Genomic DNA, 21715 nt, shown 5'->3' on the forward strand with positions numbered 1-21715 from the left:
CGACTGCGGTTCGGCTCTTCGTGGCCTCCCCTTGCTGGTGGAACTTGTATTCGTTTTCATGCAGAATGTGCAAACACAAATTTGGTGGAGGACAGCGCATGGCAGGTGTTGACGGCGGGGCAGAGAAAAAGGGTGGCAAAACGCCCGGTTTCGACGCCACCTCCGCCGAGGCTTACCTGATCCGCGACCCGGAAGCCTTTGCGGTCAACATCGCCCGCGCGCTGGAAAATCTCGGCAAAGCCGCGTCCGAATGGCTGGCACCCCGCGAACGCGGTGAAATTCCGCAGACCAGCGCCGATCCGATGACCGACCTCGTCAAGACGCTGTCCGACGTCGCCGAATATTGGATGGCTGAACCGAAGCGCTCGCTCGAAGCGCAGACCCATCTGCTTTCCAGCTATTACGATCTGTGGACAAAATCGGTGGCGCAGTTTTCGGAAGATGCCGATTCCCGCTCGGAAAAGGCCGCGGAGACCGGCCCGGCAGAGCGAAAGAACAGGCGTTTTGCCGACGCGGACTGGCAGGCCAATCCATTTTTCGATTTTCTCCTCAAAGCCTATCAGACCACCGTCGGTTTTGCCGACCGGATGGTTATGGAAGCCGAAGGGCTGGACGAGCACACCCGCACCAAGGCGTTGTTTTACATGCGCCAGGTGACGGAAGCCCTCTCGCCGGCCAACTTCGTCTTCACCAATCCGCAGGTCTTCCGCGAGACGGTCGCGTCCAGCGGGGCCAATCTCGTCAAGGGCATGGCACAGCTTGCCGAAGATGTCGCGGCCGGCCACGGCCATCTGAAACTGCGCCAGACCGATTACAGCAAATTCGTCATCGGCCAGAACATCGCCATCACACCAGGCAAGGTGGTTGCCAAAAGCCCGCTCTGCGAGATCATCCATTACGCGCCGACGACGAAAAAGGCCTTCAAACGGCCGCTGCTCATCGTGCCGCCATGGATCAACAAATTTTATATCCTCGATCTCAACCCACAGAAATCCTTCGTTAAATGGTGTCTCGATCAGGGTCACAGCGTGTTCATGGTCTCGTGGATCAACCCGGACGCCAGGCTGGCCGACAAGGGCTGGGAGGACTATATCCGCGAAGGTATCGATTTTGCCCTCGACACGATCGAGGAGCAAACCGACGAAAAAGAGATCAACGCCATCGGCTATTGCGTCGGCGGCACGCTTTTGTCTTCGGCCCTGGCATTGCATGCGCAGGAAGGCAATGAGCGCATTCGCAGCGCCACACTTCTCGCCGCCCAGACGGATTTCATCCATGCCGGTGACCTCAAGGTCTTCATCGACGAAGGCCAGCTCGCCGCGCTCGACAGGCACATGCAGGCCGTCGGTTATCTCGATGGCTCGATCATGGCCACAGTCTTCAACATGCTGCGCGCCTCCGATCTCATCTGGCCCTATATGGTCGATAATTATCTGCGCGGCACGGAACCCCTGCCCTTCGATCTCCTCTACTGGAATTCAGATTCTACCCGGGTGACCGCTGCCTGCCATTCCTTCTATCTGCGCAATTGTTATCTCGACAACAATCTCGCCCGCGGGCTGATGCGCGTGGCGGACAAGCGGATCAACCTCGGCGACATAAAAATCCCCGTCTATGATCTAGCCACCCGCGACGACCATATCGCGCCAGCGAAATCGGTCTTCACGGGGGCGGCACTGTTCGGCGGCCCCGTGGAATTCGTGCTCGGCGCTTCCGGCCACATAGCCGGTGTGGTCAATCCGCCGCAATCCGAAAAATACCAATATTGGACAGGCGCATCACCATCCGGAGACTTCGATGCCTGGCAGACCGCAGCCACGGCCCACAAGGGATCATGGTGGGTGCACTGGCAAAACTGGATCGAAAGCCAGAATGGCGAGAAGGTAAAGGCAAGGGCGCCGGGAGACGGCAAGCGACCAGTGCTCGGTGATGCACCCGGAACCTACGTCCTGTCCTGACCAGCCCCCACCTCTCACCTTTCAGGCCACATGCTCTTCACGCCCCCACTCGTTCCCGCCACGCTGATCGCCCGCTACAAGCGTTTCCTCTTCGACGCTGTTCTGGAGGACGGCACGGCGATTACAGGCTCCTGCCCCAATACCGGCTCCATGCGCGGATTGACCACGCCCGGCTCGCGTATCTGGCTGTCCGAGCATGACAGCCCAACCCGCAAGTACCGGCATATGCTGGAAATGGTCGAGGCCGATGGCACCGTGGTCGGCATCAATACCGGCATGCCGAACCGGCTGGCGGAAGAAGCGATTCTCAATGGCCGTATCCCGCAGCTTGCCGGCTATTCGACGATCCGGCGCGAGCAGAAATACGGCCGCAATTCCCGCATCGATTTCCTGCTTTCCGAAATTGGGCGGCCGGATGCCTATGTGGAAGTAAAGAACGTTCATTTCATGCGCGAAAAAGGTCTGGCCGAATTCCCTGATACCGCCACCAAACGCGGCGCCAAACATCTGGAGGAGCTGGGCGACGCAGCGGAGGAAGGTCACCGCGCGGTGATGCTCTATCTCATTCAGCGCAACGATTGCGACCGGATGCGCATCTGCGATGATCTGGATCCGGTCTATGCGCTGGCGTTTCAGCGAGCCATGTCGCGCGGCGTGGAGGCCTATGCGGTGAAATGCGACGTTTCCCCGGCACAAATTTCAGTCACGGGAACGGTTAAGATGGACGAATGGCGTCCGGCTGTTTTATGAACAGGGACGTAAAGAGACAGAAAGCACTATGATGGTCACCTATATCGACGCAGCCTCCGCCCCCCTCAAGAATACCGGCGTCATCCGCCTTTATACCCCTGAGGATTTCGACGGGATGCGCAAGGCGTGCCAGCTGACGGCGCGTTGCCTCGACGAACTGGCGGCAATCGTCAAGCCGGGTGTGACGACTGATGCCATCGACCGTTTCGTCTTCGAGTTCGGCGCCGACCATGGCGCTTTGCCGGCAACACTGAATTACCGCGGTTATACGAAATCCGTCTGCACCTCTATCAACCATGTGGTCTGCCACGGCATTCCGGACGCAAAGCCGCTGCGTGAAGGCGAAATCGTCAATATCGACGTGACCTATATTCTGGACGGCTGGCACGGCGATTCGAGCCGCATGTATCCGGTTGGCACGATCAAGCGCGCAGCTGAACGTCTGATGGAAGTGACCTATGAATGCCTGATGCTCGGCATCGCGGCAGTGAAACCGGGTGCGCGCACCGGCGCGATCGGCGCGGCTATTCAGGCCTATGCCGAGGCGGAACGCTGCTCGGTGGTGCGTGATTTCTGCGGCCACGGCGTTGGACGCCTGTTCCACGACACCCCCAATATCCTGCACTACGGCCGCCCGGACGAAGGCCCGGAGATTCGCGAGGGCATGATCTTCACCATCGAGCCGATGATCAACCTCGGCAAGCCGCATGTGAAGGTACTTTCCGATGGCTGGACGGCAGTAACGCGCGACCGCTCCCTTTCCGCACAATACGAACATGCGGTCGGCGTAACCGCGACCGGTTGCGAAATCTTCACACTGTCGCCGGGCGGCTTTGACCGTCCGGGCCTGCCGCCACTCGCATAAGGCCAGACCGCCATGGCAAAACGCCCTGCCCCGCCTTCCGCCGATCTTCCATCGACCTCCGGCTTTCAGGCGGGAAACGGCGATCTGTTCGACGGAACGGATGAGCGCGGCTTCTTTGCCGAACCGCGAAGTGCGGTGAAGAAGGCCTCGGAAAACCCCGCAGCCGTTGCGGAGCCGGAAGCGGAGATCGCACACTATCACGGCCATCGGGACAGGCTGCGGGCGCGTTATCGCGACGGCGGCGATACCGCCCTTGCCGATTACGAACTGCTGGAGCTTCTGCTTTTCCGGCTGATACCGAGGCGTGATACCAAACCCATCGCCAAAGCGTTGATCGCCCGCTTTGGTACCCTTGGCGGGGTGCTCGGCGCGCCGCTGCCGCTGTTGCAGGAGGTGAAGGGCGTGGGTGAGGCCGTGGCGCTCGATCTGAAGCTCGTCGCCTCCGTTTCCCAGCGCATGCTGAAGGGCGAAATCCGCAACAAGCAGATTCTCGGCTCCTGGTCTTCCGTCATCGACTATTGCCATGCCGCCATGGCCCATGAAACCCGCGAACAATTCCGCATCCTGTTCCTCGACAAGCGCAACGTCCTGATCGCCGACGAGGTGCAGGGTCAGGGAACCGTGGACCACACGCCGGTTTACCCGCGCGAAGTGGTGCGCCGCGCCCTCGAACTTTCCTCTACAGCTTTGATTTTAATACATAATCATCCGAGTGGAGACCCTACCCCCTCGCGTGCCGATATCGAGATGACCAAAACCATCATCGATACGGCAAAGCCGCTGGGGATAGCAGTGCACGACCACATCATCATCGGCAAAGACGGCCACGCCAGCTTCAAAGGGCTTCGGCTGATCTGAAATCCATGGGTATCAACGCGAAGGCCTTTCCCGGCCTGCAACCCATAAGAGCGACATCAATACAAAATTAACACCTATAAATTAGCATTTCCGAAAATAAGAATAAAGGCATCTGACTTTGGTGCCTGAAGAAACGGGGGTGCTTTATGCGTAATGGAGTGCATTTCCTTCGTGATCGATCCGGCTCGTCCGCTGTCGAGTTCGCCATCGTCGCGCCGATTTTCTTTCTCGTCCTGCTGACAATGATTGCCTACGGTATCTACCTGATGGCCGCCTATTCTGTGCAGCAGATCGCCGCCGACGCGGCAAGGACGGCAGTTGCCGGACTGAATACGACCGAGCGCCAGCAGCTGGCCCGTGATTTCGTCACCAAAAGTGACCTCAGCTACGCCTTCATGGACAAGACGCGTTTCACGGTCAACGTCGCCACCGATCCCGCCAATGCCAACCAATTCACGGTCAAGGTGGAATATGACGCCCGTGATCTGCCGATCTGGAGCCTCTACAGCTACACCCTGCCAGAGCCGGTCATTCGGCGTTTTTCCACAATCCGGATCGGAGGAGCATGACATGCAAAATATCTCTTCTTTGCTTCCCCGTTTCCTGAAGGATCGCACAGGCAACATCGCCATCTCGGCCGGGCTTACCGCACCGCTTTTCATCGGCATATTGGCGCTTGGCGTCGACTATGGCTATCTGACCCTGCAGAAGCGGCAATTGCAGCAGACCGCCGATCTTGCGGCCATATCAGCGGCGGCCAATGCCGCTGATCCCGAAAAGGCGGTCCAGCAATATTTCGCCCTCAACGGCATGAATCTCGGGGTCAAGACACCGAATGGCCTCTTGACCGTGGACGGTCTTCAACCTTTCGACCCCTTGAACGAATTTGCCAAGAGCAACGGTTATGCCGAAGTCGTCAAAGGTCACTATGAGCCGGACGCGACCCTGCCTGTCGGCCAGCGTTTCGTCGAAAATGCACTTCCCACCAATGCGATGAAAGTGAATATCGTCGAAAAGGGTCAGATATTCTTTGCTTCCGCCTTCACCACGCCGCCCAAGATTTCCGCGGCCGGAACGGCCTCATCCCAAAAGATCGCGGCATTTTCGGTGGGCTCGCGACTGGCGAGCCTCGATGAAGGCATTTTGAACAGCCTGCTCGGCGGCCTGCTCGGCACCACGGTCTCGCTCAAGGTTATGGATTACCAGGCGCTTGTGGCTGCTGATGTCAACGCGCTGCATGTCGTCGAAGCGCTGGCTGTCGATCTCAACCTGACAGCCAGCACCTACAAGGATGTCCTGAAGACGGAAATCACCTACGGCAAATTCCTGGACGCGCTGACGAAGACCACCGGCCTGCAGCCGGCTGTGGCCAACATTCTGAAGACGCTGGCAAAAACCGCTAACAAGAGCAACATCAAGCTCAAGCTTGAAGAAATCCTCAATCTCGGCCCGTTCTCGGACAAGCTGATCGGTAGCGGCGAAAACCTCAAGGTCACCGCAGGCGTCTTCGATCTTCTCAACGCCGCTGCCGTGGCAGGCAATGGCGGCAACCAGCTGGCGCTCAACCTCAACGCCAATCTTCTCGGTCTCGCCTCGGTCAAGACGACGCTCGCCATCGGTGAGCCACCCGTCGAAACGCCGTCGCTTGCCGTCGGCGGCCAGGGCACGGTGGTGCGCACCGCACAAACCCGTCTGGCGGTCAGTGTCGTGGTTGACGGGCTTCAGGCGATTGCCGGTCTGAAGGTCAATATTCCGCTCTATGTGGAAGTCGCCCATGCCGAAGCGCGGCTCGCCGACATTCGCTGCACGGGCGGCGGACAGGGTACGGTCGATGTCGAAGTCGTTCCCGGCGTCGCAGAAATCGCGCTTGGCAATGTCGATACCACGGCCTTTGCCAATTTCGGCAAGGATCCGCGCGTCACCAAGACGGCGATCGTGGATTCGGCCCTGCTCGCCATCAATGGCAGCGCCCTCATCAATGCCACGAACATGACGAAGACCAAGCTGACCTTTACCCAGTCGGATATCACCCAGGCCAAGATCAAGAGTGTTTCCACCAAGGATACCGTTACCACTCTTGTCAGTTCACTGCTGAAGAACCTCAATCTGGATATCAGGCTTCTCTTCCTTAATATCGATCTGGGAGGTCTGGCGGGCATCCAGTCAGCGCTTGCCAACACGCTCGCGGCAGTCACGGCGCCCGTGGATCAGCTGCTCTACAACGTGCTGCTGGTACTCGGCGTCAAGATCGGCGAAGCCGATGTGCGCGTCACCGACGTTCGCTGCCAGCAGCCGGCACTCGTCCAGTAATCAGGCCGACAACCATAAAAAAAGCCGCCGGCAGTATCCGGCGGCTTTTTTGTTTGATCTGCCTCTGTCAGGCAGTAGCAATTGCCAGACGCTTCTCGTCCCGGCCGCTCTTCATGCGCTCGGACAGAAGGAAAGCCAGCTCCAGTGCCTGATCGGCGTTGAGACGCGGATCGCAATGGGTGTGGTAACGATCCGACAGCGAATCCGCCGTTACGGCGCGGGCGCCGCCGGTGCACTCGGTCACGTCCTTGCCGGTCATCTCGATGTGGATGCCGCCCGGATGTGTGCCTTCGGCACGGTGGATCTGGAAGAAGCTTTCGACTTCCGACAGGATGCGCTCGAACGGACGCGTCTTGTAGTGGTTGAGCGTGATGGTGTTGCCATGCATCGGATCGCAGGACCAGACCACCTTGCGGCCCTCTTTCTCCACGGCACGGATGAGCTTCGGCAGGCTGTCCGCCACCTTGTCGTGGCCGAAACGGCAGATCAGCGTCAGACGGCCGGCCTCGTTTGCAGGGTTCAGCGCGTCGATCAGCTCGATCAGATTATCCGGCGTCAGCGACGGTCCGCACTTCAGGCCGATCGGGTTCTTGATGCCGCGGAAATATTCCACATGCGCATGGTCGAGCTGACGCGTGCGGTCGCCGATCCAGATCATGTGGCCCGACGTGGCATACCAGTCACCGGAGGTCGAATCGACGCGGGTCAGCGCCTCTTCGTAACCGAGCAGCAGAGCCTCGTGGCTGGTGAAGAAATCGGTTTCGCGCAGGCTAGGATTGTTTTCTGCGCTGATGCCGATTGCCTGCATGAAGTTCATGGTCTCGGAAATCCGGTCAGCCAGCTTGCGGTAACGATCCGCCTGCGGGCTGTCCTTGATGAAGCCGAGCATCCACTGGTGGACGTTTTCAAGGTTGGCGTAGCCGCCCATTGCGAAAGCGCGCAGCAGGTTAAGCGTCGCCGCCGACTGGCGGTACGCGTCGAGCTGACGCTCGGGGTTCGGCACACGCGAGGTCTCATTGAACTCGATGCCGTTGATGATGTCGCCGCGGTAGGACGGCAGCGTCACGCCATCGAGCACTTCCACGTTCGAAGAGCGGGGCTTGGCGAACTGACCGGCAATACGACCGACTTTCACCACCGGCAGCTGCGCACCATAGGTCAGGACGACAGCCATCTGCAGGAAAGCGCGGAAGAAGTCGCGGATATTATCCGCGCCATGCTCGAGGAAGCTTTCGGCGCAATCGCCACCCTGCAACAGAAAGGCGTTGCCGTCTGCCACATTGGCAAGCTGCTTTTTCAGGCGGCGGGCTTCACCGGCAAAAACGAGCGGCGGATAGGTCGCAAGCGTGGCTTCCGTCGCCGCAAGCGCTGCCGCGTCAGGATATTCGGGAACCTGCTGGATCGGTTTCTGCCGCCAACTGCCGGGTGTCCAATTCTGTGCCATGTCCTTACCCTTTTCTCGCCCGCGCATTTGTGCACGACCGCCTCGAAAAATTGAGCGGCTTATAGCTCCAAGCACAGGCTTTGCATAGCCGATGTCAGGGCCATCGGGCCCATTCCGCCCGTTTTGGGCGTTTAACGTGCATAAAAGTCAATTCAAACGATTTAATAAACCCGCCACCACCCGGAAAACAACGGTTTTCAAGTGGTGGCGAGCAAGGCGGAGACGTGATCACGTCGCGCAAGCGACGGCGTTACACGCGCTCGCCGTTCACCACGCGGTAGCTTGGCGAATACATCGTCACCAGTTCCTCGGCCGCTGTCGGATGAACCGCCATGGTGCGATCGAAATCGTCCTTGGTGCATCCGGCCTTCAGCGTGATGCCGAGGAGCTGCGCCATTTCGCCCGCCTCGTGGCCGAGAATATGCGCGCCGACGACCCTACGGTCGGCGGCATTGACGATCAGCTTCATGATCGTCTTTTCCTGACGCCCGGACAGCGTTGCCTTCATCGGACGGAACTGCGCGCGATAGACTTCCAGTTCCGGGTATTTCTTGCCCGCTTCCTCTTCAGAAAGTCCAACCGTGCCGATTTCCGGCTGCGAGAACACCGCAGTGGCAATAAGCTCGTGGTCCGGCTTGGTCGGGTTGTTCTTGTACTCGGTTTCGATGAAGCACATGGCCTCGTGGATCGCCACCGGCGTCAGCTGTACCCGATCGGTGACGTCACCCAGTGCGAAGATACTAGGAACGTTCGTGCGCGAATACTCATCTACGATGATCGCGCCGCGCGCATCCACCTTCACACCGGCATTTTCAAGGCCTAGACCATGCGTATTCGGATCGCGACCGAGCGCCAGCATCACCAGGCCGACATGCAGCGAGTTGCCCTGCTTCGTGCGTGCCACAAAGCCGCCCGCACCGTCCTTGCTCACTTCCTGAATGACGTCTTCAAGAATGATGCGAATGCCCTTGGCTTCCATCGCTTCATGAAGGCCCTTGCGCATATCGTGATCGAAGCGCGAAAGGATTTCCTTGCCGCGATAGATCAGCGTCGTTTCGACACCGAGTCCGTGGAAGATATTGGCGAATTCCACGGCGATGTAACCACCGCCAGCGATCAGGATCGATTTCGGCAGTTCTTCCAGGTCGAAAGCCTCGTTGGAGGAGATCGTCAGCTCGTGGCCGGGCAGCGCCTTGTGTTCGTTCGGCGTACCGCCAACGGCAATCACGATACGCTCGGCCGTGAAGGTCTCACCAGTCTTCGTCAGCTTCACGGTATGCGCATCGACAAGCTCTGCACGGCTGTCCAAAATATCGGCCTTGGCGTTATCCAAACCCTTGCGGTACAGCCCTTCGAGACGGGTAATTTCCCTGTCTTTCGCTTCGATCAGCTTTTTCCAGTCGAAACGACGCTCGCCAACGCTCCAGCCGAAACCTTCGGCATCCTCGAAATGCTCCGGAAATTGCGAGGCATAAACGAACAGCTTCTTCGGCACGCAACCACGGATGACGCAGGTTCCGCCGTAACGGTATTCCTCGGCAATTCCCACACGCTTGCCGAGTGAGGCGGCAACGCGAGCGCTGCGAACGCCGCCCGAGCCGCCACCGATAACGAAAAGATCGTAGTCATAAGCTGTCATAGTCAAAACCCCTGATCAAAACCACGTGCCATCGGCCTCAAGGCGGGCTGTGGCGTATTCATGGCACATATAGGTGCTGCGATGCACAAATGAAAAGCCCGACCTTGCGGCCGGGCTTTGAATATTTCTGAACGTGAGCTTTGGGACCCGACGCTCTATCTATTTCACTCAGGGCTTGTGAGCCGGAGCGCCACCGGTGTTGCCCTGATCGGCCGGAAGCGGCTTCAGATCAGCGCCGGCCACCTTCTGCAATTCGGTCATGCTGGAGGTGTTCAGATCGCGGTTGATGCCCGCGGCCCAGATGTCGGCAGCCTTCATCAGTTCGCGCGTGGCGATAGGGCCGTCCTTCAGAAGCTTCTTGCCGGCTTCGCTGCTGTAGAAGGTGGAGATGGCGTTCAGCTCTTCGACGGAGAAGGCGCGCGCGTAGGTGAGTGCTGCCTCGCGTTCCAGATCGGCGCGGCGCGGCGCAAGCTCAAGTGCCTTGGCGTCGACAGTCGCGGTGATCGCGTCCTGCACATTCGGCGATGCCTGAATGAGTTCGGCCTTCAGACGTTCCGCCAGACCCGGCAGGATATCATCGAAACGGTCAGTAACGCCAAGAGAGGCGATCGCCTGCCGTGCGGCAGCGATATGCGCTTCCGAAATTTCCTGAGCGCGTGCGGCAGTACCGAACACGATGCCGGAAATGAGGATCGAAGCAGCGGCAGCTTTGCCCAGTCCCGCTAGTTTGATCATGAAAATCTCGCTCCTGTTATACTGCCTGCATCACGCGGGCGCCTTCAGGACCCGCAATGATGGCAAGCGATGCCAAATTTATGAAAAGTCCGTGCTCGACAACACCGGGGATAGTGTTCAGCTCGCGTGCAAGCGCTTCTGCATCAGGAATACGGCCAAAAGATGCGTCGAGAATGAGGTGTCCACCATCCGTCATGAAGGCGCCGTCGCCCGACGAACGCATCGTCAGGTCGCCCGACAGGCCGGACCGCGCCGCCAGTTTCTCGATGGCTATCTGTGTCGCCACCTGACCGAACGGATTGATTTCGATGGGAAGCGGAAAGGCGCCAAGCGTCTCCACAACCTTGCTCTGGTCGGCGATGACGATCATGCGGGCGGATGCCGCCGCCACGATCTTTTCGCGCAGAAGCGCACCGCCACCACCCTTGACGAGTCGCAGGCCGTGATCCACTTCGTCCGCGCCATCGATGGTAAGGTCCAGTTCCGGCAACTCATCGAGGGATTTCAGCGGCACACCAAGCTCCACGCAAAGGCGCGCGGTACGCTCGGATGTCGGCACGCCTTCGACCTTCAGGCCGGCAGCAACCTTTTCCGCCAGAAGCCTGACGAATTCCTCAGCTGTAGAGCCCGTGCCGATACCAAGTCGCATCCCGTCTTGCACATGGGACAATGCGGCCTCGGCGGCCTTGATCTTCATCTGGCGGGCATCCATGTGCCTGAAACTCCGGTAGCTTTGTCGTCGCCGTGCTGTTTACACGGGTCGAAAGCCAAACGAAAGCATTTTTGCAGGCAACGAACAGAACGTTGTGGCGCGGTTGCAAAGACAAAGCCGTTTGCCTAGGCTTGGCCACAACGAACGCACCGATATCATCGCCAAAAGCATTCTCTCAAGAGGCCAGTTCCCGTGACATCCCGCCCGCTCTCCCCGCTCGCCATCTTCGACCTCGATGGTACGCTCGTCGACACCGCCGCCGATCTCGTTTCGAGCCTCAACCACACCATCGCCGCAGCTGGTCTTGCCCCCGTTACCTATGACGACCTGACGCATCTCGTCGGCCAGGGCGCGCGCGTGATGATCAAGCGGGCCTTCGCGCTGCGTCAGGTAGAATTGCCGGAAGCCGAACTGGAGCCGCTGTACGAGCGTTTCATTGACCATTATCGCGCGGAAATGCCCGGCGACAGCCGCCCCTACCCCGGCATCGTCAGCGTACTGGATGCGCTTTCGTCAGCTGGCATCACGCTCGCGGTCTGCACCAACAAGACCGAAATCCTTGCGCTCCCGCTGCTCGAAAAACTGGATCTCACCCGATATTTCGCCGCCATCACCTGTGGCGACACCTTCCCTTTCCGCAAGCCTGATGCACGCCATATTCTCGGCACCATCGAAAAGGCTGGCGGCGACCCGCAGCGCTCGGTCATGGTGGGTGACAGCATCAACGACATTCTCGCCGCCAAAAATGCGGCCGTCCCCTCGATCGGCGTCACCTTCGGTTATTCGGATGTGCCGATGGCCGAACTCGAACCGGATGTCGTGATAGATGACTTCACTGCGTTGACGCCCGCGCTGTTCGAGCAGCTGGTCTCAAAGGGCGCCGCTGCGGCTTGAGACGGAGCTGTTCTCCACCGTCATGCCGGGCTTGATCCGGCATCGAGCCACGGCGCGTCTGCGCCGTGATACAACTCTTTCGCGATCAAAGACCTGATCGCACTGGACCCCTGACCAAGTCCGGGATGGCGGAGTGCGGATGCTGCCGTTTAACGCCACCATTCATGTGGCGACTTTGCCATCAAACAAAAAAAGCGCCGTTTCCGGCGCTTTCTTTTTCTCAATGTGATTTCTATCAAATCGACGCGGCCCGCGCCTTCGTCGTTACCGCAAACGCCTTCTGGACGTAGCTGTCACGGTCGTAGACGTCGTCGAAGAACTGCACCTTGCCGGCCTTGTCCGGCCAGGCGGTAAAATAGGCCACGTAGACCGGTATCTTCACCGGCACCTGCACGGCGCGGTTCTTGCCCGCTGCAATCTGCTCGTTGACCTTGTCGACGCTGGTGCCAAGAACAGCGGCCGCCATGCGGCGCGGGTCGACCAGACGGATACAGCCGTGGCTCAGCGCCCGCATATCGCGGTTGAAGAAGCTCTTGGCAGGCGTATCATGCATGTAAATGGCATGCGCATTCGGGAACAGGATTTTCAGGTCGCCCAGCGCATTGTCGCTGCTTGGCGGCTGACGCACCGAAATGGCGTTGGTGGAGCCGAACCAGTTGACGCTGGTGGAAGAAACCGCACGGCCACCCACCTGTACCTCATAACCCAGACGGTCGAGATAGGACGGATCGCGGCGCAGCTTCGGCAGCATCTCGTTGACGATGATCGACTGCGGAACGCCCCAATAGGGGTTGAATTCGACGGTCTGGATTTCGTCCTGGAAGAAGTAGGTCTGGTTGGCCTTGGAGCCGACTACCACCTTCATGCCGAACTGTTCCTGTCCGTCATTGTGGTAATAGGCCATGAAGGCGGGCTGGTTGATCAAGACGTAGCGCTGGCCGAGATCGGCCGGCAGCCAGCGGATCTGCTCCATCGCCACCTGCACCTTGGCAATCCGGGCGTCGTTGCTTTCGCCGACCATGGCACGCACGGTCGCGCGGCCGATGACGCCGTCGGCCTTCAGGCCGTTTTCGCTCTGGAATGCCTTCACCAGATCAACGAGATCAGGCGTATAACCCGGCGTCTGCTGGTAGCCGGAAATGATCGCCGCATGTTCCGCCTTGAAGGCAGGCGAAGCGCGATGTTCGATTGCCTTGACGACGCTCGCCATGTCGCCGCTGCTGTTGCCGGGTTTCAGCACCAGATCGGCGGGAACCTTGACCGTGTTGGCCGCATCACCCTCGCTGCGCAACCGGGCCAGTTCGGCCTTCAGCGCCAGATATTCGGCGTTCGAAGGTTCACGGCTGCGCAGATAGGCTGCGATATCGGGGCTGAGGCCTGCAAGCTTCAGCACGGGCGCAAGGTTCACCGTCTTGCGCTTGAAATCGTGGTAACCGGACAGCCGGTTCGGATCGACACGGCCACGCGTCGTATCCTGCACATAGGCCAGAACCTTGGCGGAAAGCGCAAGCTCGAACTGCATCTGCGCGCGCTGATAGGCGTCGGAGGTCGATGCGGAAGCCACTTCCACCGGCGTGCCGGATGCGTTCGCGCCTGCGCTGATGCTGGCGGTTACGTCCTTTGCGGGTACTGAAATGCTGTAATCGGCCGGATCGAGGCCGCTTTCGCCAACAGTCTCCAAAAACGCCATGACGGCGTTCGCGCGGGCAGTCAGCTCGCCTTCCGAAACCCAGAGCGCCTTGCCGCCGGCACCGTAATAGGCTTCCAGAGCCTTGCCAATTTCGGGGGTGGCGCTGAACTTCACATTGGCAAGACCATCGCCGAAATTGGCGGTGTTCACAGCGCGTGCGGTATCGGCCTTGTAATCGTAATAACGTGGACCGGAAACACGCGGCAGAGGCTCGGGATCGGATGCATCGGCGCTCGGTCCGACCGTCGGCGGCGAGGTGACGATACCGGCTGGCGGCATTTCACCGCGATCGCGCGCAACCTTGCCAGGCCCGCCACGCAAAAGGTCCATCAGCGTTACCGCGCCGGCGCTGCCGGGAAGAGCGGTGGAAACGGAAAGACCGAGAGCCAGCACCAGCGCTGCCGATGTTTTTCCAGATGTGACTTGCAATTTGATCCTCGTAGCACCCAGCGCCGCCAACGAAGACGGAGCATCCAGTTTCATGCTTGTCTAGCCGATAGACGGCCCGTTGAAAAGAAAACGCCGAAGTCCAGAACGCACCCGAAATGAACCTCATATTACGGCCAAAACCATAAAAACGTAATTTCCAGAATTGGCGAGAATGGTTAAATTTCTATTTATTTCATTCACTTTGCCGTGGTTGGCCAAGCCGTTCCAAGCCGGTGAAACCCCGGTTTTCCGGGCTTTTATCGACGTAGTAAAAATGACACGCCAAGGTCTTTTTCTTAACCGGGCAGGATGAGCGCCAAAATCGCCCTGTCCCAAGGGAAATATCTGCCAGGCATGCCTCGCAACGCTTTCATTGCCAGCGCGATGATTCTATATATCGGCGCGCGCAAGGCGGGCGAAGTGCCGTTTTGGCGGAGGAAAACGAGTAAAAAGGCAAGATTGATGACAGCCACACGGACGGAAACCGATACATTTGGACCCATTGAAGTTCAGGCCGATCGCTATTGGGGCGCGCAGGCGCAGCGCTCGCTCGGCAACTTCAAGATCGGCTGGGAAAAGCAGCCCGCCTCTGTCGTTCGCGCGCTCGGCATCGTCAAGCAGGCCGCCGCCCGTGCAAACATGGCGCTTGCAGGCCTCGACCCCAAGGTAGGCGACGCCATCATCGCAGCCGCACAGGAAGTCATCGACGGCAAGCTGACTGAACATTTCCCGCTGGTCGTCTGGCAGACCGGCTCCGGCACGCAATCCAACATGAATGCCAATGAGGTGATTTCCAACCGCGCAATCGAGATGCTCGGCGGCGAAATGGGCACCAAGAAGCCGGTTCACCCCAACGACCACGTCAATATGAGCCAGTCCTCGAACGACACCTATCCGACGGCGATGCACATCGCCTGCGTGGAAGAGATCGTTCACCACCTGCTGCCGGCCCTCAAGCACCTGCACACGGCGCTGGAAGCCAAGGTCAAGCAGTTCGAAAAGATCATCAAGATCGGCCGCACCCACACGCAGGATGCCACGCCGCTGACGCTCGGCCAGGAGTTTTCCGGTTATGCCGCGCAGGTCGCCTCGGCGATTGCCAATATCGAACTCACCCTGCCCGCACTTTCCAAGCTTGCCCAGGGCGGCACGGCGGTCGGCACGGGCCTGAACGCCCCCGTCGGTTTCGCTGAAAAGGTTGCCGAAGAGATTTCCAAGATCACCGGCCTGCCGTTCGTGACGGCGCCGAACAAGTTCGAAGCGCTTGCCTCGCACGATTCCATGGTGTTCTCGCATGGCGCGATCAATGCCGCAGCAGCAGCCCTGTTCAAGATCGCCAACGACATCCGCTTCCTCGGCTCCGGCCCGCGCGCCGGTCTTGGCGAATTGTCGCTGCCGGAAAACGAACCCGGCTCATCGATCATGCCGGGCAAGGTCAACCCGACGCAGTCGGAAGCGCTGACGCAGGTTTGCGCCCACATCTTCGGCAACAATGCCGCGCTCTCCTTCGCAGGCTCGCAGGGGCACTTCGAACTGAACGTCTATAATCCGATGATGGCCTACAACTTCCTGCAGTCGGTCCAGCTTCTGGGCGATGCCGCCGTCTCCTTCACCGACAACTGCGTCGTCGGCATCGAAGCCCGCGAAGACAACATCAGGAAGGGCGTCGAGAACTCGCTGATGCTCGTCACGGCTCTCAACAGCAAGCTCGGCTACGACATCTGCGCCAAGATCGCCAAGACCGCGCACAAGAACGGCACGACACTGCGCGACGAGGCCGTCGGCGGCGGATACCTCACGAACGAGGAATTCGACCAGTATGTGCGCCCGGAAAACATGATCGGCCCGAAGTAAGCCGGTCGGGATTATCGCTGGCATAGAGAACGGGCCTTCGGGCCCGTTTTTTGTTTGTTCGATTGACGGATGAGCGATGAGACCGTGGTGTAGGGTCAAAGCATTGGGATGTCCCTGTACTGACCACTCTTGGTGTTTTTAAATCGTCCCCGTAAGCTGTTCTTCCGCAGAGAATGCCGAAACCAGGTGCACGATTGAGGATGACATCATGATCTGCCGCCGCAGCCTGCTTCTTGGTGGTGCCTTCCTCGCCACGGCCATGAAAGTCCCAAGTCTGTTTGCGCAAGGCGATCGGCAATGGATCTCGCTTTGGCCCGGCCCGCCTCCGGGAGGCAGTGGTCCGAACGGCGTCCCGGATATAAGCAAAAAAGGCGCTGTCACCAACATTGCCGTACCGAGCCTGGAGGTGTTCGCTCCCGCAAAGCCAAATGGTTCCGCAATGATCATTGCAGGTGGCGGTGGATATAAACGCATCGAGGAAGGCAAGGAGTCCTATCCCGCCGCACGCTGGCTCGCGGCCAGAGGCATTTATGCTTTTGTCCTCACCTACCGTCTGCCGATTGAAGGATGGGCTGCTGGACCGCTGGCACCGCTTCAGGATGCGCAGCGCGCATTTCGTCTGGTGCGTGCACGCGCTTCGGACCGGCAGATCGATCCGTACAGGATCGGCGCACTTGGGTTTTCTGCGGGTGGGCACTTGATGGGGTTGGCCGCCGCCCGCTCGGCTTTTGCGTCTTACGAAGCAGTCGATGACATCGACAGGCAATCAGCCCGGCCGGATGTTGCGGCCCTGATCTATCCGGTCATCACGCTTGCAGCGCCCTATGACCATACATCGACCCGGAGGTCACTTATCGGCAGGCACCCGACAGACGAGGCAACACGAGAGTGGTCAGTGGAAAGCCATGTGAGCAAAGATTGCCCTCCGGTCTTCCTCACGCAGGCGGATGACGACCGGATTTCCAATCCCGCCAATAGCCGTATCATGCAGCAGGCGTGCGAGAAGGCGGATGTGGATGTCGAATTTCACCCAATCATTTCTGGCGGCCACGGCTTCGGCATGGGCAAGCCCGGAACCCCCACGCAAGAATGGCCTGGATGGTATGAGGCATGGCTGAGGAAGCACAACCTTCTGGCCTGACGCCTTCTGTGCGCACCCCAATAAAAAAGGGCCGCAAAAGCGGCCCTCTCCGTATCATTCAAACCATCAAACCAGCCGGCTCTGCTCCACCGCCGCTTCAACGAAGCTGGCAAACAGCGGATGCGGGTCGAGCGGGCGGCTCTTGAGTTCCGGGTGGTATTGCACACCGATGAACCAGGGATGGTCAGGATATTCCACCGTTTCCGGCAGCACACCATCAGGAGACATGCCCGAGAAGACGAGGCCGCACTCTTCCAGCCGGTCCTTATAGTCCACATTCACCTCGTAACGGTGGCGGTGGCGCTCGGAAATATCCGTGGAACCGTAGATTTCGGCGATCTTCGTGTCCTTCTTCAGCGCTGCCTTGTAAGCGCCGAGACGCATGGTGCCGCCTAGATCGCCCTTGGTGGAGCGCTTCTCCAGCTCGTTGCCCTTTACCCACTCGGTCATCAGGCCAACGACGGGCTCAGCCGTCGGACCGAATTCGGTGGAGGAGGCATTCTCGATGCCGGCCAGATGACGCGCCGCTTCCACGACTGCCATCTGCATGCCAAAGCAGATCCCGAAATAGGGCACGTTGCGCTCACGGGCGAACTGCGCCGCCATGATCTTGCCTTCCGAACCGCGCTCGCCGAAACCGCCCGGCACCAGAATGCCGTTGACCTTTTCGAGATAGGGCGTCGGATCTTCCTTTTCGAAGACTTCCGACTCGATCCACTCCAGCTTGACCTTGACGCGGTTGGCAAAACCACCGTGATGCAGCGCCTCGATCAGCGACTTGTAGGCGTCCTTGAGGCCGGTATATTTGCCGACGATCGCAATCGTTACCTCGCCTTCCGGCGTGCGGATACGGTTGCAGACCTCTTCCCACTGTTCCAGACGCGGCTTCGGCGCCGGTTCGATACCGAAAGCGGCCAGCACTTCCGAATCGAGACCTTCATTGTGGTAGGCGATCGGAACGTCATAGATGTTGGCAACATCCAGCGCCTGAATGACGGCGGAAGGACGCACGTTGCAGAACAGCGAAAGCTTGCGGCGTTCCGCTTCCGGGATTTCCCGGTCGGCGCGCACCAGCAGGATATCGGGATGAATGCCAAGCGCCTGCAGCTCCTTCACGGAATGCTGGGTCGGCTTGGTCTTCAATTCGCCGGCCGCCGGAATGTAAGGCATCAGCGTCAGGTGAACATAGATTGCGGTGCCGCGCGGCAGGTCGTTGCCGAGCTGGCGGATCGCCTCCATGAACGGCATCGCCTCGATATCACCCACTGTGCCGCCGATTTCGCAGATGACGAAGTCGTACTCGTCATTACCTTCGGTCACGAAATCCTTGATCTCGTTGGTGACATGCGGAATGACCTGAACGGTCGCGCCGAGATAGTCGCCGCGGCGTTCCTTGTCGATGATGTTCTTGTAGATGCGACCAGTGGTGATGTTGTCGGTCTTGGTCGCCGAACGCCCCGTAAAGCGTTCATAGTGGCCAAGGTCGAGGTCCGTCTCGGCACCGTCGTCCGTCACAAACACTTCGCCGTGCTGTGTCGGGCTCATCGTGCCGGGATCGACGTTCAAATAGGGGTCAAGTTTGCGAAGCCGCACCCGATAACCACGGGATTGCAGCAATGCTCCGAGTGCCGCAGCTGCGATGCCCTTACCGAGAGAGGAGACCACGCCGCCTGTGATGAATACATATCGCGCCATGGGATTCACCGGATACCTTTTTACCTCTGATTCCGCCAGCCCAAATTTCATGCTGTTGCAAATTCGCTGTTGACGAATTGGCAATGGGATGTGGCGAAATGCGAACAAAAGAAAACCGGCAGGCTTTTGGCCTGCCGGAGCGTTAAATCATAACCGGGCTTATTGACCGGTCGGAACTGCGTTCGGATCGGCGGGCTTGGCCGGTGCCGGAGCGGCTTCACCAGCAGTGGCCGGCGCAGGCCCGGTCTGCGCAGGTGCTGCAGCGCCGCTGTTGGTCGGAACGCCATTCTCAGCCGGAGCCGGCGTTGCCGGCGTCTGTGCCGGGCCGAGCGTGTCGAGAATGCCGTTGCCCTGACCCTGCGTGGCCGGAATACGGTTCAGAATATCCGTCGGGCGCGATTCGTACCGGGTCAGAAGACCAAGTCCGAGCGACGTCACGAAGAACAGCGCGGCAAGGATACCCGTCGTGCGGGTCAGCGCATTGGCCGTTCCGCGCGCGGACATGAAGCCCGAACCGCCGCCGATGCCGAGGCCGCCGCCTTCGGAACGCTGGATCAGAACCACGCCGACAAGCGCCAGCACGATCATGAGGTGAATAACAATCAAAACGGTCTGCATGACAATCCATTCCATGCCCCGCGCGGAGCACTACAAAGAAGGTTTCGCGGCTCTTTACATGAGGCGAAGGCTTATTCCAAGTCCCTTTCCCGCCACTGTGGCAGGAAAGCGTGTCTCAAGCCGTCAGTTGCTCGTATGCCGCATAGATGGAAAGGAAGTCGGAGGCTTTCAAGCTCGCGCCGCCAATCAGTGCGCCGTCGACATTCTCGACACCCATCAGTTCCAGCGCATTGGCAGGCTTCACCGAGCCGCCGTAAAGAATCCGCATGGTCTTGCCTTCATCGCCAAAGCGCTTGACCAGCTCGTCGCGCATGAAGGCATGGGCCTCGCGTACATCCTGCGTGGTCGGCGTCAGACCCGTGCCGATGGCCCAGACCGGCTCATAAGCGATGACGGTGTTTTCGGCGGTTGCCTCGTCCGGAAGCGATCCGGCGAGCTGGCGCTTGAGGATATCGAGCGTCTGGCCCGCCTTGCGCTCATCCGCCGTCTCGCCAATGCAGACGATCGCGATAAGATCGGCCTGGTGGGCGGCAACGGCCTTGGCACGGACCAGATGATCCGTCTCGGCATGGTCGGTGCGGCGCTCGGAGTGGCCGACGATGACATGGGTGCCGAAGCAATCGGCAATCATCTCGGCGGAAATGTCACCCGTATGCGCGCCGGAAACATTCTGGTGGCAATCCTGTCCGCCAATCATCAGCGGGCTGTCGTCGCAGAGCGCGGTTGCCACATAAAGAAGCGTCGATGGCGGGCAGATCAGCGCATCCACCTTTTCGGAAAGCGCGCCCTTGACGCCCTCTGCCATGGCCTTGATCTGATCGAGCGACGAACGGGTGCCGTTCATCTTCCAGTTTCCGGCTACAAGCGGTCGAACATTCGGCGTCATGCGTATCCCATTCCCTTTGTCTCGGAGAGCCGCTTGCGCGAACACCCCTTACCTCAGCCGCCAGGCGGCCCCTAATCGCGACAGAAACCCTGCCGGAAATCCCGGAATATTTCCTTAAACGCAGCTGATGACAATTGGTACAAAAAAGCAGTCATAAGCTTCAAAACGTCGGTCAATTTGCCGAAATTCGCGCCTGTCGAACCAAAACTGGACCTCATCGGCTCAAAATCCAGTTCAAAACCGCCCGCCAGTCGGTCATGCGCACCGGCGTTCCATGCGTGCCTGTCTCAAAAAGCGTGAAGCGCGCCGGCTCTCCCGCCTTCAGCAAGGTGCGGAAGATGATGGTCGCCTGACTGTCGGCGGAATAGACCTTGTCGGCGCTGCCATGGGTGAACCACACCGGCTTTTTGGCTTTCGCAAAGGCGCTCTTCGGAAAGTCGGGATCGACCGCGCCGCCAAGGATCGCCATGCCCTTGAGATTGCCGACCGTCGCCTTGTCGCGGCTGATGCCGTAGCAGATGAAGCTGCCCATGGAGGCGCAGGCCAACACCACCGGCTTGCCGCCGGATTTGCTAGCAGCATAGGCGATCAGCGCGGAAACGTCGGCAACGCCATTGGCATCGAAGGATCGTACGCTCGGCACATAATAGGTGCCGCCATTGGCGACAGCCAGATTTTTCAGCCGGTTGAAATTGCCACCGAACGTATAGTCGTTCATGCCAAGCCGCCGGTCGCCGCCGCGCCCGTGAATGAAGATCACGGTGAAGGCCTGCCCGGATGATGGCCCGACGCGGCCCACCTCAAGCGCCCTGCCCTCAACCGCCACGGATTCCATCGCCTGCGCTGTCTTGGGCGCCATATCCACATATTGCCGCTTCACCCGGCGTTCCGGTACCTCGTCGCGGCCGTTGATATCGCGCATCTCCTGATAATCGATCACCTCAGATGCGCCGCCATCGGCCGTGGAAAGCACTGTCTGGCTGGAAAACAGCTCGTCCTTGAACGGCCGCAGCGGCCCGTCCGCCGCCCCGGCGCCGCCCGGCATCGCCGCAACAGTCAGGCAGAAAAGAGTACAAAACGTGAAATGAGCTGTGGACATGACTTGGTTAACCGTTCATTCGTGGCTGCGAGACTTGCCATTGCCAGGGCGGCAGCGCAATCCTCCTGTTGCGAAACCCTGACATAGTCGTGGCATAGGGTGCGCCGCGTTAGGCCACACGCCCTGCACGTTTGGCGC

At 59.5% G+C, this 21715-nt stretch carries 18 protein-coding genes; 9 read left to right on the top strand and 9 right to left on the bottom strand.

All coding sequences use genetic code 11. The features are described from left to right. Positions 1 to 98 precede the first annotated feature (98 nt). The 6 genes from GH784_RS20005 to GH784_RS20030 all read left to right on the top strand — a co-directional run bounded on the left by GH784_RS20005 (position 99) and on the right by GH784_RS20030 (position 6741). Positions 99 to 1958 (top strand): PHA/PHB synthase family protein, encoded by a 1860-nt coding sequence (locus GH784_RS20005; protein ID WP_065702485.1) that lies wholly within the window; start codon positions 99 to 101, stop codon positions 1956 to 1958. Positions 1959 to 1988: 30 nt separating this feature from the next. Next, a complete protein-coding gene (gene sfsA, locus GH784_RS20010; RefSeq protein WP_065702484.1) occupies positions 1989 to 2708 on the top strand; it encodes a DNA/RNA nuclease SfsA in 720 nt (239 codons plus the stop codon). A 31-nt stretch (positions 2709 to 2739) separates the two neighbouring features. Continuing rightward, positions 2740 to 3573: a type I methionyl aminopeptidase gene (gene map / locus GH784_RS20015; RefSeq protein ID WP_025593534.1), complete on the top strand. Its 834-nt coding sequence runs from the start codon at positions 2740 to 2742 to the stop codon at positions 3571 to 3573. A gap of 12 nt (positions 3574 to 3585) precedes the next feature. Further along, entirely contained in the window at positions 3586 to 4431 is an 846-nt protein-coding gene (radC, locus tag GH784_RS20020) for a RadC family protein (RefSeq protein ID WP_065702483.1), read from the top strand. Between the two features lie 146 nt (positions 4432 to 4577). Beyond that, positions 4578 to 5000, top strand: coding sequence for a TadE/TadG family type IV pilus assembly protein (locus GH784_RS20025; RefSeq protein WP_003515401.1), 423 nt, complete (start codon positions 4578 to 4580; stop codon positions 4998 to 5000). Between the two features lies 1 nt (position 5001). Further along, complete coding sequence (locus tag GH784_RS20030; RefSeq protein WP_065702482.1) at positions 5002 to 6741, top strand: TadG family pilus assembly protein; 1740 nt, start codon at positions 5002 to 5004, stop codon at positions 6739 to 6741. Positions 6742 to 6808: 67 nt separating this feature from the next. On the opposite strand, the gene GH784_RS20035 is transcribed toward GH784_RS20030, so the two are convergent. The 4 genes from GH784_RS20035 to rpiA form a co-directional block, all read right to left on the bottom strand. After that, on the bottom strand, positions 6809 to 8185 hold the full coding sequence (locus tag GH784_RS20035) for a class II 3-deoxy-7-phosphoheptulonate synthase (protein WP_003515403.1): 1377 nt from the start codon (positions 8183 to 8185) through the stop codon (positions 6809 to 6811). Positions 8186 to 8435: 250 nt separating this feature from the next. Next, positions 8436 to 9824, bottom strand: a complete 1389-nt coding sequence (gor, locus tag GH784_RS20040; RefSeq protein WP_065702481.1) for a glutathione-disulfide reductase — start codon at positions 9822 to 9824, stop codon at positions 8436 to 8438. 168 nt (positions 9825 to 9992) lie between these two features. Further along, the gene (locus GH784_RS20045) at positions 9993 to 10559 is read right to left on the bottom strand and encodes a DUF2059 domain-containing protein (protein ID WP_013636215.1); all 567 of its coding nucleotides are present in this window, start codon (positions 10557 to 10559) and stop codon (positions 9993 to 9995) included. Between the two features lie 16 nt (positions 10560 to 10575). Then, positions 10576 to 11271 (bottom strand): ribose-5-phosphate isomerase RpiA, encoded by a 696-nt coding sequence (gene rpiA / locus GH784_RS20050; RefSeq protein ID WP_003515412.1) that lies wholly within the window; start codon positions 11269 to 11271, stop codon positions 10576 to 10578. 192 nt (positions 11272 to 11463) lie between these two features. Between rpiA and GH784_RS20055 the strand changes: the two genes are divergently transcribed. Beyond that, positions 11464 to 12165, top strand: a complete 702-nt coding sequence (locus GH784_RS20055; protein WP_065702480.1) for an HAD family hydrolase — start codon at positions 11464 to 11466, stop codon at positions 12163 to 12165. 235 nt (positions 12166 to 12400) lie between these two features. Here GH784_RS20055 and GH784_RS20060 read toward each other — a convergent pair whose 3' ends face one another. Then, positions 12401 to 14338, bottom strand: coding sequence for a L,D-transpeptidase family protein (locus tag GH784_RS20060; protein WP_083211496.1), 1938 nt, complete (start codon positions 14336 to 14338; stop codon positions 12401 to 12403). A gap of 408 nt (positions 14339 to 14746) precedes the next feature. On the opposite strand from GH784_RS20060, the gene fumC reads away from it, so the two are divergent. Further along, complete coding sequence (gene fumC, locus GH784_RS20065; RefSeq protein ID WP_026330925.1) at positions 14747 to 16138, top strand: class II fumarate hydratase; 1392 nt, start codon at positions 14747 to 14749, stop codon at positions 16136 to 16138. A 208-nt stretch (positions 16139 to 16346) separates the two neighbouring features. Beyond that, positions 16347 to 17279 carry an alpha/beta hydrolase gene (locus GH784_RS20070; protein WP_065702478.1) on the top strand — a complete coding sequence of 311 codons (933 nt, stop codon included), beginning with the start codon at positions 16347 to 16349 and terminating at the stop codon, positions 17277 to 17279. A 66-nt stretch (positions 17280 to 17345) separates the two neighbouring features. On the opposite strand, the gene GH784_RS20075 is transcribed toward GH784_RS20070, so the two are convergent. The 4 genes from GH784_RS20075 to GH784_RS20090 all read right to left on the bottom strand — a co-directional run bounded on the left by GH784_RS20075 (position 17346) and on the right by GH784_RS20090 (position 21577). After that, positions 17346 to 18983 (bottom strand): CTP synthase, encoded by a 1638-nt coding sequence (locus GH784_RS20075; RefSeq protein ID WP_035198927.1) that lies wholly within the window; start codon positions 18981 to 18983, stop codon positions 17346 to 17348. 150 nt (positions 18984 to 19133) lie between these two features. Beyond that, a complete protein-coding gene (gene secG / locus GH784_RS20080) occupies positions 19134 to 19592 on the bottom strand; it encodes a preprotein translocase subunit SecG (RefSeq protein WP_065702549.1) in 459 nt (152 codons plus the stop codon). A 115-nt stretch (positions 19593 to 19707) separates the two neighbouring features. Then, the gene (gene tpiA / locus GH784_RS20085; protein WP_003515430.1) at positions 19708 to 20478 is read right to left on the bottom strand and encodes a triose-phosphate isomerase; all 771 of its coding nucleotides are present in this window, start codon (positions 20476 to 20478) and stop codon (positions 19708 to 19710) included. A 214-nt stretch (positions 20479 to 20692) separates the two neighbouring features. Next, a complete protein-coding gene (locus tag GH784_RS20090; protein ID WP_065702477.1) occupies positions 20693 to 21577 on the bottom strand; it encodes an alpha/beta hydrolase in 885 nt (294 codons plus the stop codon). Positions 21578 to 21715: the final 138 nt, after the last annotated feature.

It is taken from the genome of Agrobacterium tumefaciens, assembly GCF_009649785.1.
In the GTDB taxonomy this organism is placed as follows: domain Bacteria; phylum Pseudomonadota; class Alphaproteobacteria; order Rhizobiales; family Rhizobiaceae; genus Agrobacterium; species Agrobacterium tumefaciens.

Bases quoted from the DNA above. Each gene is read 5' to 3' on its own strand.
- fumC (WP_026330925.1), top strand. From the start codon at position 14,747: ATGACAGCCACACGGACGGAAACCGATACATTTGGACCCATTGAAGTT.
- GH784_RS20090 (WP_065702477.1), bottom strand. From the start codon at position 21,577: ATGTCCACAGCTCATTTCACGTTTTGTACTCTTTTCTGCCTGACTGTT.
- secG (WP_065702549.1), bottom strand. From the start codon at position 19,592: ATGCAGACCGTTTTGATTGTTATTCACCTCATGATCGTGCTGGCGCTT.
- radC (WP_065702483.1), top strand. From the start codon at position 3,586: ATGGCAAAACGCCCTGCCCCGCCTTCCGCCGATCTTCCATCGACCTCC.
- tpiA (WP_003515430.1), bottom strand. From the start codon at position 20,478: ATGACGCCGAATGTTCGACCGCTTGTAGCCGGAAACTGGAAGATGAAC.
- sfsA (WP_065702484.1), top strand. From the start codon at position 1,989: ATGCTCTTCACGCCCCCACTCGTTCCCGCCACGCTGATCGCCCGCTAC.
- GH784_RS20025 (WP_003515401.1), top strand. From the start codon at position 4,578: ATGCGTAATGGAGTGCATTTCCTTCGTGATCGATCCGGCTCGTCCGCT.
- map (WP_025593534.1), top strand. From the start codon at position 2,740: ATGGTCACCTATATCGACGCAGCCTCCGCCCCCCTCAAGAATACCGGC.
- GH784_RS20035 (WP_003515403.1), bottom strand. From the start codon at position 8,185: ATGGCACAGAATTGGACACCCGGCAGTTGGCGGCAGAAACCGATCCAG.
- GH784_RS20030 (WP_065702482.1), top strand. From the start codon at position 5,002: ATGCAAAATATCTCTTCTTTGCTTCCCCGTTTCCTGAAGGATCGCACA.
- rpiA (WP_003515412.1), bottom strand. From the start codon at position 11,271: ATGGATGCCCGCCAGATGAAGATCAAGGCCGCCGAGGCCGCATTGTCC.
- gor (WP_065702481.1), bottom strand. From the start codon at position 9,824: ATGACAGCTTATGACTACGATCTTTTCGTTATCGGTGGCGGCTCGGGC.
- GH784_RS20005 (WP_065702485.1), top strand. From the start codon at position 99: ATGGCAGGTGTTGACGGCGGGGCAGAGAAAAAGGGTGGCAAAACGCCC.
- GH784_RS20070 (WP_065702478.1), top strand. From the start codon at position 16,347: ATGATCTGCCGCCGCAGCCTGCTTCTTGGTGGTGCCTTCCTCGCCACG.
- GH784_RS20045 (WP_013636215.1), bottom strand. From the start codon at position 10,559: ATGATCAAACTAGCGGGACTGGGCAAAGCTGCCGCTGCTTCGATCCTC.
- GH784_RS20060 (WP_083211496.1), bottom strand. From the start codon at position 14,338: ATGAAACTGGATGCTCCGTCTTCGTTGGCGGCGCTGGGTGCTACGAGG.